Annotated in this window: 15 protein-coding genes; 10 read left to right on the top strand and 5 right to left on the bottom strand. The window is 36.7% G+C overall.

The window, feature by feature from the left end; all coding sequences use genetic code 11:
- The first annotated feature begins 18 nt into the window (after nt 1-18).
- The 3 genes from gltD to hisF all read left to right on the top strand — a co-directional run bounded on the left by gltD (nt 19) and on the right by hisF (nt 2,982).
- Nucleotides 19-1,503, top strand: a complete 1,485-nt coding sequence (gltD, locus tag RUH95_RS00710) for a glutamate synthase small subunit (protein ID WP_313890896.1) — start codon at nt 19-21, stop codon at nt 1,501-1,503.
- Nucleotides 1,504-1,596: 93 nt separating this feature from the next.
- Nucleotides 1,597-2,196 (top strand): imidazole glycerol phosphate synthase subunit HisH, encoded by a 600-nt coding sequence (gene hisH / locus RUH95_RS00705; protein WP_313890895.1) that lies wholly within the window; start codon nt 1,597-1,599, stop codon nt 2,194-2,196.
- 12 nt (nt 2,197-2,208) lie between these two features.
- Nucleotides 2,209-2,982 (top strand): imidazole glycerol phosphate synthase subunit HisF, encoded by a 774-nt coding sequence (hisF, locus tag RUH95_RS00700; RefSeq protein ID WP_313890894.1) that lies wholly within the window; start codon nt 2,209-2,211, stop codon nt 2,980-2,982.
- A 105-nt stretch (nt 2,983-3,087) separates the two neighbouring features.
- Here the strand turns inward: hisF and RUH95_RS00695 are convergent, their stop codons facing one another.
- The 5 genes from RUH95_RS00695 to RUH95_RS00675 form a co-directional block, all read right to left on the bottom strand.
- The gene (locus tag RUH95_RS00695; protein WP_397469465.1) at nt 3,088-3,252 is read right to left on the bottom strand and encodes a Spo0E family sporulation regulatory protein-aspartic acid phosphatase; all 165 of its coding nucleotides are present in this window, start codon (nt 3,250-3,252) and stop codon (nt 3,088-3,090) included.
- Nucleotides 3,253-3,550: 298 nt separating this feature from the next.
- Nucleotides 3,551-4,210, bottom strand: a complete 660-nt coding sequence (locus RUH95_RS00690; protein WP_313890892.1) for an HAD family hydrolase — start codon at nt 4,208-4,210, stop codon at nt 3,551-3,553.
- A gap of 122 nt (nt 4,211-4,332) precedes the next feature.
- Nucleotides 4,333-4,959: a spore coat protein gene (locus RUH95_RS00685; RefSeq protein WP_313890891.1), complete on the bottom strand. Its 627-nt coding sequence runs from the start codon at nt 4,957-4,959 to the stop codon at nt 4,333-4,335.
- A gap of 122 nt (nt 4,960-5,081) precedes the next feature.
- Nucleotides 5,082-5,672, bottom strand: coding sequence for a branched-chain amino acid aminotransferase (locus RUH95_RS00680; RefSeq protein WP_313890890.1), 591 nt, complete (start codon nt 5,670-5,672; stop codon nt 5,082-5,084).
- A complete protein-coding gene (locus RUH95_RS00675; RefSeq protein WP_313890889.1) occupies nt 5,669-6,235 on the bottom strand; it encodes an SLOG family protein in 567 nt (188 codons plus the stop codon). The genes RUH95_RS00680 and RUH95_RS00675 overlap by 4 nt, the downstream gene beginning before the upstream one ends.
- 168 nt (nt 6,236-6,403) lie before the next feature.
- Between RUH95_RS00675 and ric the strand changes: the two genes are divergently transcribed.
- The 7 genes from ric to narI all read left to right on the top strand — a co-directional run bounded on the left by ric (nt 6,404) and on the right by narI (nt 15,346).
- Nucleotides 6,404-7,102, top strand: coding sequence for an iron-sulfur cluster repair di-iron protein (ric, locus tag RUH95_RS00670; RefSeq protein ID WP_313890888.1), 699 nt, complete (start codon nt 6,404-6,406; stop codon nt 7,100-7,102).
- A gap of 150 nt (nt 7,103-7,252) precedes the next feature.
- The gene (modA, locus tag RUH95_RS00665; RefSeq protein WP_313890887.1) at nt 7,253-8,047 is read left to right on the top strand and encodes a molybdate ABC transporter substrate-binding protein; all 795 of its coding nucleotides are present in this window, start codon (nt 7,253-7,255) and stop codon (nt 8,045-8,047) included.
- Nucleotides 8,028-8,714 carry a molybdate ABC transporter permease subunit gene (modB, locus tag RUH95_RS00660; protein WP_313890886.1) on the top strand — a complete coding sequence of 229 codons (687 nt, stop codon included), beginning with the start codon at nt 8,028-8,030 and terminating at the stop codon, nt 8,712-8,714. The genes modA and modB overlap by 20 nt, the downstream gene beginning before the upstream one ends.
- A gap of 191 nt (nt 8,715-8,905) precedes the next feature.
- A complete protein-coding gene (locus RUH95_RS00655; protein WP_313890885.1) occupies nt 8,906-12,580 on the top strand; it encodes a nitrate reductase subunit alpha in 3,675 nt (1,224 codons plus the stop codon).
- Nucleotides 12,570-14,111: a nitrate reductase subunit beta gene (narH, locus tag RUH95_RS00650; RefSeq protein WP_313890884.1), complete on the top strand. Its 1,542-nt coding sequence runs from the start codon at nt 12,570-12,572 to the stop codon at nt 14,109-14,111. Before RUH95_RS00655 ends, narH begins: the two co-directional genes overlap by 11 nt.
- Nucleotides 14,104-14,679, top strand: a complete 576-nt coding sequence (gene narJ, locus RUH95_RS00645; RefSeq protein ID WP_313890883.1) for a nitrate reductase molybdenum cofactor assembly chaperone — start codon at nt 14,104-14,106, stop codon at nt 14,677-14,679. Before narH ends, narJ begins: the two co-directional genes overlap by 8 nt.
- Nucleotides 14,666-15,346: a respiratory nitrate reductase subunit gamma gene (gene narI, locus RUH95_RS00640; RefSeq protein WP_313890882.1), complete on the top strand. Its 681-nt coding sequence runs from the start codon at nt 14,666-14,668 to the stop codon at nt 15,344-15,346. The genes narJ and narI overlap by 14 nt, the downstream gene beginning before the upstream one ends.
- The last annotated feature ends 20 nt before the right edge of the window (nt 15,347-15,366 follow it).

Genomic DNA, 15,366 nt, shown 5'->3' with positions numbered 1-15,366 from the left:
CGAGAGGGGCAATGGGAAATGGGTAAAGCGACTGGATTTATGGAATATAATAGAGAAAAGGGAAAGGAACAAGCCCCTCTAAAACGCATCAAAAACTGGAACGAATACGCATCAAAGTTAACGGATGAAGCGTTGCAAACACAAGGTGCGAGATGCATGGATTGCGCAACTCCTTTTTGCCATATGGGAATTGAAATTAGAGGAGCAACAGCTGGTTGTCCTATTAATAATTTAATACCAGAGTGGAATGACTTAGTGTATAAAGGGAAATGGCAGGAAGCGTTGGAACGATTAATGATGACGAATAATTTCCCGGAATTCACTGGTCGTGTATGTCCAGCACCTTGTGAAGGTTCCTGCACACTCGCAATTTCAGATCCAGCAGTGTCGATTAAAAATATCGAACGAACAATTATAGATAAAGGCTTTGAAAATAGCTGGATAACTCCTCGCATACCTAATAATCGTACAGGAAAGAAAATTGCCATAATTGGTTCAGGACCAGCAGGACTTGCTAGTGCAGATGAGTTAAATCAAGCTGGGCATTCTGTGACGATATATGAACGAGCGGACCGGGCTGGAGGGTTATTAATGTATGGGATTCCAAATATGAAGCTAGAAAAAGAAGTAGTCGAACGTCGCATTCAGCTTCTTGTACAAGAAGGAATTGATTTTATTTTAAATACGGAAGTAGGGAAAGACATTTCTGCGGAAGCCTTAAAAGAAAATTATGATGCGATTATTTTATGTATTGGCGCTCAGAAGCAACGAGAGATTCATATGGAAGGAAGCCAATCAACTGGAGTTTACCTTGCAATGGATTACTTAACTTCAACGACAAAAAGCTTGCTAGATTCTAACTTTGTAGATGGAAAGTTTATCGATACAAAAGGCAAGGATGTTATTGTGATCGGTGGTGGTGATACAGGAGCAGACTGTGTGGCAACTGCCATACGCCAAAATTGTCGAAGTGTCGTTCAATTTGGGAAGCATCCAGTGTTGCCAAGTGCTCGAGCAGAAGATAATGTATGGCCAACGGATCCAAACATTTTCAAGTTAGAATACGCATATGAAGAAGCCAATGCAAAATATGGGAAAGATCCACGAGAATATTTAATACAAACAAAACGGATGGTTGCAGATAAAAATGGGCATTTAAAAGAGCTCCATACGATTCATATGGAGAAAATACTTGGAGAAGATGGCTATTACTTTTTCCGAGAAATCCCAGGGACAGAAAAAATATGGCCAGCGCAGTTTGTTTTCGTTGCAATTGGTTTTGAAGGAGCAGAGCTTTCGTTACCAACGCAATTCGGAGTAACAATTGTCAATAAAAAAATTGCTGCTTCACCAAAAGATTATGTGACAAATGTAGAAGGACTCTTTACTGCAGGGGATGCAAGAAAAGGGCAAAGTTTAATCGTTTGGGCGATTAAGGAAGGGCAAGATGTAGCGAAAAAAGTAAGTGAATATGTTAATAAGAAACCAGTCATTTCATCATGACTGGTTTTATTATGCTAGTGCGCTAAAGTTTTTCTTCCTTTATTATTTTCGAAATGGCATAATAAAACAAAACGAACTGGTGGAGGTTAAGGGATGATTGGCATTATTGATTATGGAGCAGGTAACTTACATAGTGTTTTAAAAGCAATTGCGCGCCTAGGGTATGAAACGAAGCTAATAACAAAAGCTACTGATCACGATGAATCGATACAAAAGCTAATCTTACCTGGAGTTGGGAATGCAAAAGTTGCGATGGACGTATTAAATGAATCGGGTTTAAGTGACTATTTGAAAGAGCAAGTTGTAAATGGGATGCCTCTCTTAGGCATTTGTTTAGGTATGCAGCTATTACTGGAAACGAGTGAAGAGGGGAATGTAGCATGCTTAGGCTTTCTGAAAGGAACAGTTCCACTGTTTAAAGAGATGTCTGAAAAGATTCCGCATATGGGGTGGAATCAAGTAAATAATGTGCAAAATCATTTTTTATTGAATGAAATTCCAGATAACAGTGATTTTTACTTTGTCCATTCCTATTTTGCGAAACCATCGGAAGTAAATGATGTATTAGGAACAACGAATTACTTTAACGATTTTGCTAGTATTATTGGCAATGAACAAGTAATGGGTGTGCAGTTCCATCCTGAAAAAAGTGGTAAATATGGCATTCAGCTATTACATAATTATTGTAAATAAGGAGGGGCATACATGCTTAGAAAAAGGATTGTACCAGCAATTGATGTCTTGAATGATCAAGCAGTAAAATATGTCCAATTTCGAAATCCAACCATTATTGGAGATCCTGCACAACTCGGAAAGAAATATACAGAAGATGGCGCAGATGAATTGATTTATCTAGATACAACTGCTTCTTTAAAAAATCAGGATTTAAAAATAGAGTGGATACGTAAAGTAGCGGAAGAAGTATACATTCCATTCTCCGTAATTGGCGGAGTCCGAACAATCGATGATTTTAAACGCTTGCTTCGTGCAGGTGCCGATAAAGTAGGAGTGAACTCAGCCGCAGTCGAGCGTCCAGAACTTTTAAGGGAAGCAGCAGAAATATATGGCAAACAATGCGTTGTTTTAGGACTAGATGCAATGCCTATTTATAATGAGGAAAAGGAAATTATTCGTTGGGAAGTATATACACATTCAGGGCACGAGAAAACGGGGATGGATGTAATTGAATGGGCAGAACAAGCAACGGAACTTGGTGCAGGGGAAATTATTTGTACAAGCATTCATAAAGATGGGATGAAAAATGGCTATGATGTCGAGCTGATCAAGTTGCTTTCTGAAAAAGTAAATGTGCCAATTATTGCTTCAGGGGGAGCAGGAAAACTTGAACATATCGAGGAAGTGTTTATAGATGGAAAAGCTGACGCTGCACTTGTAGCTTCGATGATTCATTATGGAGATTATACTATTTCCGAAATAAAATCGTATTTACATGGGAAGGATATTAATGTTCGGATATAGTTAGAGTTCATCTGAAAAGATACAGTATGATAAAACCGTTCAGTCCTTTAGTAGGTACTGAACGGTTTTTCTACATATATCTATAGTTGAATAATTATCGTTTTGTTAGGAAACTTTATCATGATATTTATTAATTAGCACATCCAGCTCTTGACTGCAGGAAACTACAATGGGATGAGTAAAACCAAAACTCTTCGCTTTTTTGTACATCGCTTTTCTTTTAATTCCGATTTGAATCAATAATTCTTTTTCACATAATGCAGTTTTCACAAAAAACATCCTCCAAATATTGTATTTAGCTTCAAATCTTTAGGTGATAAATTAGTGTGTAAGGAAGCAACTTTTTCATTATAGTACATGCAAAATGAAAAAAATGTCGGATTGTGGTATGAAATTAAGAATTCACAAAGATGTCACAAATGGGTGGTATAGAAAGGAATAAGAAGGAAAAGTTATAGAGCTAAAAGATAAGGTATAGGTGTTTGATGGAAAAATGGGTGAATAAAAAATAAGACTGACATAATGTTTTTACATTTGCAAGTCTTATTTTAAGGTTATTAAAATGTAGCTAAATAATTTCCCATCCACGTGTTGCTGCAATTTTTCGAAGTTTTCCTTCTGGTTTTACTGCAACAGGGTTTCCTACTAATTCAAGTACAGGTAAGTCTGAAAAACTATCGCCGTAAGCATAGCTATTTTCCCAGTCGATTTCTTTCCCTTTTAATGCTTCTAAAATATGATCGGTTTTACGTGTACCATTTATATGGATAAGTGGTGCATGGACATCTATTAATTGGTCCTTATAAGAAATATTTGTTCCAATGATCTGATCGAATGTTATGCCGTCTGTTACGCGATGTAAAAACTGCGTGTATGCACCAGACACAAGTAAAATATGTATTTGTTCGTTTTGATGTTGTTTAAGTCTAGCAAGTACTTCTTTGTTAAAATCTTTCTTCATTTTTACGCCTAACTCATCAAAATAAGTATTCATTTCAGCTTCTGTTAAACCAGCAAAAGCATCTAAGTAAAGCTTCATCGAACGCTGTTTCATTTTTGTTGTTGGATATAATTTAAATTTGTGTGCAAAATAAGGAGGAAGAATAGCACGATAAAAACGACTGTATTTTGTTTTGTAAATTGGATGTTCTTTTAAATGGTTCATTAATAATTTAAAAGTTTCTTCTGCATATAAAGTTCCATCGAAGTCAAAAATTGCAACTTTCATCAAATCATCCTTTACTGGTTACATATTAGTATTTTTTGTTTATATATAGTTAATACTAACACATCTTACAAGGGGAACAATGAAAAATCTCTGTGGGTATCCACAGAGATAATTTATTTTGCTTACTGAATTTGTTGACCTTGTACGGGGGCAAAGGAATTTAAAATTTGCTGCATATCCTGTTGTGGAAGTTGAGGTACCTGATAATAATGATGTTTGTTTTGATAAATGGAAAGCTCATAAGCCATTTCAATACAGTTTGGAATCGAGTCGGCAAGCACTCTACGAACAACTGGATTAGTTGTTTCCAATGCTGCACTTGTTTTAGCTGTTGCAGATGTTTTAGAGGAACCAAGTAAGTAACCTGAAATCATTTCATCCGAAATTTCATTGGCATTTTGCATTGGTTTTTTTGGCTGACCAGGTTTTAACCCATATATAAAATCATTGCCCAGCTGCATTTTATATGTTGAAGTGGGGTGCGAAGGATCTCTGCCAGTTTTGAAAGCTTCCACCGTAATGTTGTATTCATCTAGCGAAAATGCATATTGTCGATCTAAAATCGTCAGTAATTCTTGATCTTTTACATGCGGTCGAAGCATAACTTTTTGATTTAAGCCAGCGACCATGCAAGATAAAACTTCATGAACATCAAATAGCTCATGACCACCATGATTCATTTGCTGAGTAACATTGCCAGTCTGCATATTTTGATGAGTTTGGCCTTGACTAAATGAGTTTTGATTCATTCCAATCTTCCTCCTAATAAAAATGTGATGAAACATCCTCATTAGTTTAGCCGCATAATTCCAAAGTATGCATATAAAAATAAAGCAATCATGAATGGCTTACTGTTCATGATTGCTTCGTATTATGACAGCTGCTCAACTGCTTCACCTAATGAGAAAATAAGTGTATATAAGAAATGGTATGTTTCTTCAATTGTGCTGTTTTCTTCAAAGTGATTAAAATAGTTCAACGGTAAATTGACTTCCCAAAGTCCGTCTTCGCCAGAAAACATCATACTATAGTTCATTTTTTCTGAATTAAAGTGTTCATCTAAAAATGTTTTCATCGCTGAAGCGAATTTCTTTTGGAGAGCAAGTCCAAACATAGCTGTATAGACTTCAAATACTTCGTCATATTCTATTGCAATTGCATCTACGCCAATAGTGTCGAAGCTCGAAGATTCTAGGTAAATAAATTCATGCATATTTTCTTTCAAATGAGCTAATGGCTTTGTTAAAAAATCAGCTTTGTCTTCAGAAATCAATTCTTCGGTTTCTTTATGGAAACGCTCGATAATAGCATCTTTAAATTGGTTGTTTTTTTCTATTTCTATTACGGTCAATCCATCGACTAATAATTGATGTTTTTCTGCATAGACTTTTTCCTCTAGTGATAAACTTACTTCTTTATTCGAAGCATTTGCTAATTTTTGTGCTAATCTTTTTGTAATCATATAAAATTATTCCTCTCTTCTTCTGCAATTTCTTCTGCTATTAGTTGAAGATCATATGCATCGATTATAAAAATCGAATAATCTTCTTTCTCGGCATATTGTTCTGCTAATTTTTTCATGTACTTTGGAGAACCATCGTTTTCTTCATCGTAGACAATAAGTATACCGTCTGAATTTCGAATTAGAAATTTATTTTTTTCGATGAATTGCCAAGGAGCCTCATACGGTTTTTTCGTAAGGCTTGTTTGAAAATCCGCTTGAAACAATAAGTTGCGGTATTTTTCTTGTTTTTGCTCATTCCAGTTTTTTTCTTGATCAAGAAAAGGAGTGATAATAGCATATTTTAGTTCCGGAAACTCTTTTTTCATTTCTGCTACGAGTTCAGAAGTCCACGTTTCAACTCCCTGTTGCCCGCTTAAAATGATCCATTCCAATCCTTCCTCTATAAGAGGGAGTAGCTGATTTTGAATAGCTTTTTTTATGATTGGAATTCCTGGATGGGAATCATTAAAGATGCCTAATTCGTGCTGCTTATAGCCTGTCACTACTAATCGTTTTACCATTTAAACTACCTACTTTGTTTAACATCTACAAACTATCATACCACTTTATACTCATCATTTGAAAAATTAGAGTGAATTTTACGATGAACAGGGAACTCCCTTATATTCTTTTTGTATGTCCGTCTTACAATGGAAGTGTAGAACAAATAGTATTGGGGAGGAAGTAAGATGAATCAGTTAACTTTAGAATCAAATGTATCCGACATCGTTAAACAAATCCCGCAAACAGGTGATCTTTTTAGAAAGCTTCGAATTGATTTTTGTTGTGGTGGAAAAGTGCCACTTCAAACCGCGGTACTTGAAAAAAAGTTAGATCCGAGTGAAGTATTTGAAAAAGTAAAGGAAATTGAGTCGAAACAATTCCAATTCCAGGATATAATTCCGACATCTTTGGATGAGAAGGAGTTAATTCATCATATACAAACGAAGCATCATGCATTTTTACGAGAAGAACTACCAGCATTAAGCCCATATATTACGAAAATATCGAAAGTTCATGGAGAAAAACATCCACATCTCCTTCGTGTGCATGAAATATTTTTTCATCTAAAGCGTGAATTACTTGATCATACAGAAGATGAAGATAACGTAGTTTTTCCATTAATCATGCAATTTTTAAGCAAGCCAACAAAAGAAAATGCTGAGCAGTTAATACCTCATGTATTTGAATTAGAGCAAGAGCATGAAAATGCGGGTACTCTATTAAAAGAGCTTCGCGAAATCACAAAAAATTTCACGCCGCCAGAAGGGGCTTGTGGGACGTATCAACTCGTTTATAAACGACTAGAATACTTAGAAAAAGACACATATGAACATGTTCATTTAGAGAATAATATCTTATTTGAAAACGTTCGAAATGCTATGTGAGAAAATGAACCGCTACTTAAGTCGAATAATATTTGACGATAAGTAGTGGCTTTTTTTAATCGAAAAGATACTTCATTTGACAGTTTCCGTTGTACCGCAGAACTAGTTATATTAAAGTAAATAGTAAGACTTATAAAAAGGAGTGATCACATGTTAAAAAAGATTAGTATGTTCTTATTCGTTTTTTTATTAGTAGCAGCATGTTCCAACGATGAAAACATAGAAGAAGGTACGGCACAAAAAAATACGAAGCCAGTCGAACTAACTATTTCAGCGGCAGCTAGTTTGAAAGATGCAATGGAAGAAATTCAACATACATATAAAGAGAAGCACCCGGAAGTAAAGTTGAATTTTAACTTTGGTGGTTCAGGTTCTCTACAGCAACAAATCTCGCAAGGAGCTCCGGTAGATTTATTTTTCTCAGCAGCAGATGATAAATTTGATTTATTAGTAGAAGAAGGACTTATTGCAAAAGAAGACGGAGCAGATTTACTTAGCAATGAATTAGTTTTAATCGTTCCAAAGGAAGAACAGGGAGTGATCCAAAGTTTTCAAGACTTAGCGAAAGAGTCGGTAAGCCAACTTTCAATTGGAACTCCTGAAACAGTTCCTGCTGGAAAGTACGCGAAAGAGTCTTTTGAAAAGGTTGGAATATGGAATGATGTGGAGCCGAAAATAGTTTTTGCAAAAGATGTTCGACAAGTTTTATCTTATGTAGAAACTGGAAATGTTCAAGCGGGAGTTGTGTATAAAACTGATGCTTTAACGTCAGATAAAGTAACAATAGTTGCATCTGCCGATTCAGCTTCTCATAGCCCGATTATTTATCCTGTTGGAGTGATAAAAGATTCTAAGCATTATGAGGCCGCAAAAGAGTTTTATGCTTTCTTGCAAAGTGAAAAAATATTGAAAGTGTACGAAGACTATGGATTTACAATTGAGTGAAGCAGCTATCCAAGAATTTCTTAGCCCTATTTGGTTATCGTTAAAAGTAGCAGCTATTGCAGGAATTATCGTTATTATTTTAGGTACGATAGTAGGGAAGTTTTTAGCGAGAAAGCAGTTTAAAGGAAAAGCGATTTTAGAAACGATTTTAATCATTCCGATGGTTCTTCCGCCAACGGTTGTTGGTTTCTTTTTGCTCGTAATCTTCGGGAGAAATAGCGTAGTTGGACAAGCGATTGAATGGTTTTTTGGTCAACCAATTATTTTTACTTGGTGGGCCGCCGTTATTGCATCAACCATTGTAGCATTTCCACTAATGTACAATTCAGCTAAATCGGGTTTTTTAGGAGTAGACTCTAATGTGGAAGAAGCAGCTAGAGTAGATGGGGCCAGTGAATGGAAAGTGTTTTATCATATTTCTATTCCCCTAGCTTCTAGCAGTCTAATAACAGGAAGTATTTTAAGCTTTGCACGAGCACTAGGGGAATTTGGAGCAACTTTAATGTTCGCTGGTAATATCCCTGGCAAGACACAAACAATTCCTACTGCGATATATGTCGCAATTGATTCTGGAAATATGAAAATGGCTTGGTTATGGGTAATATCCATTATGATCATTTCATTTGCCATGTTGTTAATTGTTCAAACAAAAGAGAAATCGCTTTAGGGTTTATTTATGAAAGACTTGAGTTCCTATACTCAGGTCTTTTTTCATTGTCTAGGGAAAACCCCGTACTGTATAGGACTTTCCCTAATGTCACTTATATTCATAGTCTTTCATAATAAAACTATAAGAATGAACAAGTAATTGATTCCCGTCATGCTTCATCATTCGAAAAGAAAGGGTGATCGATACTAATGAAACGTAAATTTGGATTAAAGTATTTTAAGCCTACAGAAAAGTATTCAGGTAGTTGGTCAATTCTTGAACAAAAAAGTCGAGATTGGGAAAATATGTACCGTGAACGCTGGTCGCACGATAAAGTAGTTCGCACAACCCATGGTGTTAACTGTACCGGTTCTTGTAGTTGGAAAGTATTTGTGAAAAATGGAATTATTACATGGGAAAATCAACAAATTGATTATCCTTCATGTGGACCTGATATGCCAGAATTTGAACCGCGTGGATGTCCGCGTGGTGCATCGTTTTCTTGGTATGAATATAGCCCACTACGTGTGAAATATCCTTATATGAGAGGGAGACTTTGGAGATTATGGAAATCGGCATTGCACGAACATACGAATCCGGTTGACGCTTGGGCAAGTATTGTAGAAGATCCTGAAAAGTCTTTTGCCTATAAAAAAGCACGTGGTAAAGGAGGACATGTACGAGTTTCTTGGCAAGATGCAATGGAGCTAATTTGTGCCCAACTAATTTATACAATTCGTACATATGGCCCTGATAGAATAGCAGGTTTCACGCCGATTCCAGCGATGTCTATGATTAGTTATGCTGCTGGTTCACGATTTATCAGCCTACTTGGTGGAGAAATGCTTAGTTTTTATGATTGGTATGCAGATTTACCTCCAGCTTCTCCTCAAATTTGGGGTGAGCAGACAGATGTTCCTGAATCATCGGATTGGTATAATTCTGGATATTTAATCATGTGGGGATCTAATGTTCCTCTAACTAGAACGCCAGATGCACATTTCATGACAGAAGTTCGTTATAAAGGAACGAAAGTTGTTTCTGTTGCTCCTGACCATGCAGAAAACGTGAAGTTTGCGGATAACTGGTTAGCACCACATCCAGGGACGGATGCCGCTTTAGCGCAGGCAATGACTCATGTTATTTTAGATGAATTTTATGTGCAGCGTAAAGAAGCAATGTTTATTAACTACGCAAAACAATTTACAGATATGCCATTTTTAATTTTGTTGGATGAACATGAAGATAAATATAAAGCTGGACGTTTCTTACGAGCAAGTGATCTTGGTGATAAAAGTGAGAATGCTGAGTGGAAGCCAGTAATTATTGATGAAATGACGAACAAAATTATCGTGCCAAATGGAACAATGGGTCAACGCTGGGAAGAAGATAAAAAGTGGAATTTGATTTTAGAAAATGAAGATGGTTCTATAATCGATCCGGCAATGTCGGTGCAAAAAGAAGATTCAAAATGGGAAGAAATTGCTTTTCCATTTTTCGATAATGTAGCGAATGGAACGTTCAAGCGCCATATTCCAACGAAGCAAGTTACGTTAGCGGATGGCAGTACGAAATTAGCGGTAACTGTGTATGACTTAATGTTAAGTCAATATGGTGTAAAACGTAATGATAGTAAGTACAATGCAAACGGTTATGAAGATGCTGATTCTCACTATACACCTGCTTGGCAAGAGAAAATAACGGGTGTGAAAGCTTCTGTAGTCGTTCAAGTTGCTCGTGAGTTTGCACAAAATGCAATCGACACAAATGGTCGTTCGATGATTATTATGGGGGCAGGTATTAACCACTGGTTTAATAGTGATACAATCTATCGTTCTATATTAAATCTCGTTATTTTAACAGCTTCTCAAGGAGTAAATGGTGGAGGCTGGGCGCATTATGTTGGGCAAGAAAAAGTACGCCCAATTGAAGGCTGGTCAACAATTGCTTTTGCAAAAGATTGGCAAGTACAACCAAGACTTCAAAATGCTACATCATTTTTCTACTTTGCTACAGATCAGTGGAAATATGAAGAAATGGGCAATGATTCATTGAAATCACCACTTGCTGGAGATTTAAGATACCAACATCCTGCAGATTATAATGTTCTTGCTACAAGACTTGGATGGCTTCCATCGTATCCACAATTCAACAAAAATAGCTTGTTATTTGCCGAAGAAGCAGCTACAAAAGGGCAAACGACTAACGAAGAAATTATTAAGCATGCATATGATCAAGTAGTTTCAGGTGAAGTAAAAGGTGCGATTGAAGATCCAGGTGCACCTGAAAATCATCCAAAATCACTATTTGTATGGAGATCCAATTTAATATCGAGTTCTGCTAAAGGACAAGAATATTTTATGAAGCATTTACTCGGCGCGAGTGATGGACTGCTTGCGACACCAAACGAAGATGCAAAACCAGAAGAAATTAATTGGAGAGAAGATGTAGAAGGAAAATTAGACTTGTTAGTGTCGATTGATTTTAGAATGACGACAACACCTTTATATTCAGATATCGTACTTCCTGCTGCAACTTGGTATGAAAAAACGGATATTTCTTCAACAGATATGCATCCATTTGTACATCCATTTAATCCAGCAGTTGATCCGCTATGGGAATCGCGTTCAGACTGGGATATATATCGCACCCTTGCAGAAACATTTTCAAAAATGGCAGAAGAACATCTACCTGGGGTTTACAAAGATGTTGTTACTTCACCACTAGCACATGACTCGAAAAGTGAAATTTCTCAGCCATTAGGATTAGTAAAAGACTGGAAAAAAGGTGAAATTGAGCCGATCATCGGTAAAACAATGCCAAACTTCACAGTTGTCGAAAGAGATTATACAAAAGTGTACGATAAATTCGTTTCATTAGGTCCATTAGCTGAAAAAAACAAAATTGGTGCACACGGAGTAAGCTTCTCTGTTGCAGAAGAATATGAAGATATGAAAAAAATAAATGGTACACATTTTGATAAAACGATTAAAAATGGATTACCAAAAATTCAAACAGCAAGACAAGCAGTCAATGCAGTTTTACATTTATCTTCTGCAACAAACGGAAAAGTATCACAAAAGGCTTGGGTTACTGCTGAACAGGATACAGGTGTTGAACTAAAAGATATTTCAGCTGACCGAGCAGCAGAGAAAATTACATTCGAAAATATTACTGTCCAACCGAGAGAAGTAATTCCAACACCAGTATTTAGTGGTTCCAATAAATCTGGAAGAAGATATTCTCCATTTACGACAAATATTGAACGATTAGTACCATTTAGAACATTAACTGGTCGTCAGCATTTTTATATCGATCACGAGATTTTCTTACAATACGGAGAATCTTTGCCGGTGTATAAACCTACGCTTCCACCAATGGTTTTTGGCACAAGAGATAAGCAAGTAGTCGGTGGAAAAGATGCGCTAGTTTTACGTTATCTTACACCACACGGGAAATGGAATATTCATAGTACGTATCAAGATAATTTGCATATGCTAACGCTATTTAGAGGCGGTCCAACCGTATGGATTAACAATGAAGATGCAGCTTCCCATGATATTAACGATAATGACTGGCTTGAAGTGTACAACCGAAATGGTGTTGTAACAGCGAGAGCGGTTGTAAGTCATCGCATGCCAAAAGGAACAATGTTCATGTACCACGCACAAGACAAGCATATTAACGTTCCTGGATCTGAAATTACCGAAGAACGTGGCGGAAGTCATAACGCACCTACAAAAATTCACGTCAAACCAACACAAATGGTCGGCGGCTACGCACAATTAAGCTATGGATTTAACTACTATGGCCCTATAGGAAATCAGCGTGATGGCTACGTAGCTGTTCGCAAGATGAAGGAGGTTAAGTGGCTTGAAGATTAAAGCGCAAATCGCAATGGTGATGAACTTAGACAAATGTATTGGCTGTCATACTTGTAGTGTAACGTGTAAAAGCACTTGGACGAATCGCGAAGGTGCAGAATATATGTGGTTTAACAATGTAGAAACGAAACCAGGTATTGGCTATCCAAAACGCTGGGAAGACCAGGAAGTTTACAAAGGCGGATGGCAAATGCGCAACGGAAAGCTTGAGCTGAAATCAGGAAGCAAGCTTTCCAAAATTGCACTTGGAAAAATTTTTTATAACCCAGATATGCCAGAAATGAAAGATTACTATGAACCGTGGACATACGATTACGAAAAATTGACCAATTCACCTGAAAAAAATCATACGCCAGTTGCTAGACCAAAATCAGTTATTACCGGAGAGTATATGGATTTAGAATGGGGCCCGAACTGGGAGGATGACCTTGCAGGAGCTCATATTACAGGACCTCATGACCCTAATATCCAAAAAATAGAAGAGGAAATCAAATTTAACTTTGAACAATCTTTTATGATGTACTTACCAAGACTTTGTGAGCACTGTCTAAATCCAAGTTGTGTAGCATCCTGTCCATCGGGTGCAATGTATAAACGAGAAGAAGATGGAATTGTTCTTGTAGACCAAGAAGCTTGCCGAGGATGGCGTTACTGTATGACAGGCTGTCCATATAAAAAAGTGTACTTTAACTGGAAAACAAATAAAGCAGAAAAATGTACATTCTGTTATCCGCGTATTGAATCTGGATTACCAACTGTATGTTCAGAAACTTGTACAGGACGTATTCGTTATTTAGGAGTGCTTTTATATGACGCTGACCGTGTATTAGAAGTGGCTTCTACTCCAGATGAAAAAGACTTGTATAAAGCACAATGTGATATCTTTTTAAACCCGCATGATTCAGCAATTATCGAACAGGCAAGAAAAGATGGAATAGCGGAAGAATGGATTGAAGGAGCGCAAAATTCACCAGTGTATAAACTGGCAATTGAGTATCAGCTCGCATTTCCTTTACATCCAGAGTACCGCACACTACCAATGGTTTGGTATGTACCACCACTAAGCCCAATTATGAACTACTTTGAAGGAAAAGATTCGATTAAAAATCCAGATATGATTTTCCCTGCAATCGAAGAGATGAGAACACCTATTCAGTATTTGGCTAATATGCTTACAGCAGGGGACACAGTTGCAGTAAAAGGAGCTTTACAACGTATGGCAATGATGCGTTCTTATATGCGTGCTATGTCGTCTGGGAAAGAATTCGATGTAAGTCGTTTAGAGCGTGTTGGATTAACGGAACATCAAACGCAACAAATGTATAGACTTTTAGCAATTGCTAAATACGAAGATCGCTTTGTTGTACCAACATCTCATCGGGAAGGCTATATGGATCCATATCGTGCGCAAGGCTCGATGGGATATGATATGGGCTGTGATGGTTGTGGTCCTGCTTCACCAAACCCGACGAATAAAACAGGAAAAGAAATTTATGAAGAGAATTTCTACGGGGGGATTTGGCGTGATTGATCTCGATTATTTATACACACATAAAACAGCTTTTGGTTTTTTTGCGCAACAATTAAGTTATCCTGAAAAATTGACTTATCACCCAACTGTAATTGAAGAATCGTTTTCAAAAGATGATCCTGCATATGAGTTAGTGAAGAAATATTGGGAAGCAGTACATGCATACAGCTTAGACGATATACAAGAATTGTACGTCCAAACATTTGATTTTCAAAAAAGTGCAACGCTATATATGACTTATTTCAAGTTTGAAGATGCCAAAGAAAGAGGGCAAATGTTAGCGAAGCTTAAAGTGATGTATGAAATGTTTGGATTAAATATGCCAGCAGAAGAGCTCTCTGATTATTTACCACTTATTTGTGAATTTTTGTATGCTGCTGAATGGATTGGCGATCCACGAGCGAAAGATAGCTTTAATATTTTATTTGCTGTATTGGAGGATGGCACATATAACTTAGTCAAAGCATTGGAAGAGTTTAAAAGTCCGTATTACCCTCTTGTGAAAGCCTTTAGAGAAACGGTGAAAGCGTGTTTAATGAGGGAGGCAGTAAACAATGAACATGATTGATCAGTTGTTATGGGTTATCTTCCCTTATATTTGCGTGGTCGTGTTCATCGTAGGTCATATCTTTAGATATAGAACAGACCAATTTAGCTGGACTGCAAAATCTAGTGAATTTATTGAGAAAAAGCAATTAATGATTGGAAGTTTACTTTTCCATATTGGGATTATTCCAGTTATTTTAGGACATATTTCGGGGCTAGGCATTCCAAAATCATGGATGCATGCTTTTGGTGTAAGTGATCATTTATACCATATCGGAGCAATATACATTGGCGGATTTTTTGGATTTGTTACATTAGCAGGAATGATTATTTTAACTGCACGTCGATTTACAAAATCAACAGTAAGAAAGCTAAGTTCTACATCTGATTTAATCGTAAATGTTATTTTGTTATTTATCGTATTCATGGGGATGTATGCGACACTTGTAACCAATGCAGTACAGCCAGATTTTGATTATCGTTCATCTATTTCCATTTGGTTTAGAAACTTGTTTATTTTGCAACCGGACGCTTCATTGATGGCAGATGTTCCAGTCTCATTTAAAATTCATGTTTTATCTGGATTTTTAATCATGGGATTATGGCCTTTTACTAGATTAGTTCATGTTTGGAGTGTACCATTGAACTATGCAGGTAGAAGTTATATTCTCTATAGAAAAAACCGCTAAGAATAATGAAAAAGGAGACT

This window comes from Psychrobacillus sp. (genome assembly GCF_032154225.1).
Classification (GTDB): domain Bacteria; phylum Bacillota; class Bacilli; order Bacillales_A; family Planococcaceae; genus Psychrobacillus.
This window is presented reverse-complemented; position numbering and strand designations above follow the sequence as displayed.

What these genes read in the sequence shown, in the direction of transcription:
- RUH95_RS00655 (WP_313890885.1), top strand. Translation starts at nt 8,906, where the DNA reads ATGAAACGTAAATTTGGATTAAAGTATTTTAAGCCTACAGAAAAGTAT.
- RUH95_RS00675 (WP_313890889.1), bottom strand. Translation starts at nt 6,235, where the DNA reads ATGGTAAAACGATTAGTAGTGACAGGCTATAAGCAGCACGAATTAGGC.
- RUH95_RS00690 (WP_313890892.1), bottom strand. Translation starts at nt 4,210, where the DNA reads ATGAAAGTTGCAATTTTTGACTTCGATGGAACTTTATATGCAGAAGAA.
- gltD (WP_313890896.1), top strand. Translation starts at nt 19, where the DNA reads ATGGGTAAAGCGACTGGATTTATGGAATATAATAGAGAAAAGGGAAAG.
- RUH95_RS00685 (WP_313890891.1), bottom strand. Translation starts at nt 4,959, where the DNA reads ATGAATCAAAACTCATTTAGTCAAGGCCAAACTCATCAAAATATGCAG.
- hisF (WP_313890894.1), top strand. Translation starts at nt 2,209, where the DNA reads ATGCTTAGAAAAAGGATTGTACCAGCAATTGATGTCTTGAATGATCAA.
- ric (WP_313890888.1), top strand. Translation starts at nt 6,404, where the DNA reads ATGAATCAGTTAACTTTAGAATCAAATGTATCCGACATCGTTAAACAA.
- hisH (WP_313890895.1), top strand. Translation starts at nt 1,597, where the DNA reads ATGATTGGCATTATTGATTATGGAGCAGGTAACTTACATAGTGTTTTA.
- modB (WP_313890886.1), top strand. Translation starts at nt 8,028, where the DNA reads ATGGATTTACAATTGAGTGAAGCAGCTATCCAAGAATTTCTTAGCCCT.
- narI (WP_313890882.1), top strand. Translation starts at nt 14,666, where the DNA reads ATGAACATGATTGATCAGTTGTTATGGGTTATCTTCCCTTATATTTGC.
- RUH95_RS00680 (WP_313890890.1), bottom strand. Translation starts at nt 5,672, where the DNA reads ATGATTACAAAAAGATTAGCACAAAAATTAGCAAATGCTTCGAATAAA.
- modA (WP_313890887.1), top strand. Translation starts at nt 7,253, where the DNA reads ATGTTAAAAAAGATTAGTATGTTCTTATTCGTTTTTTTATTAGTAGCA.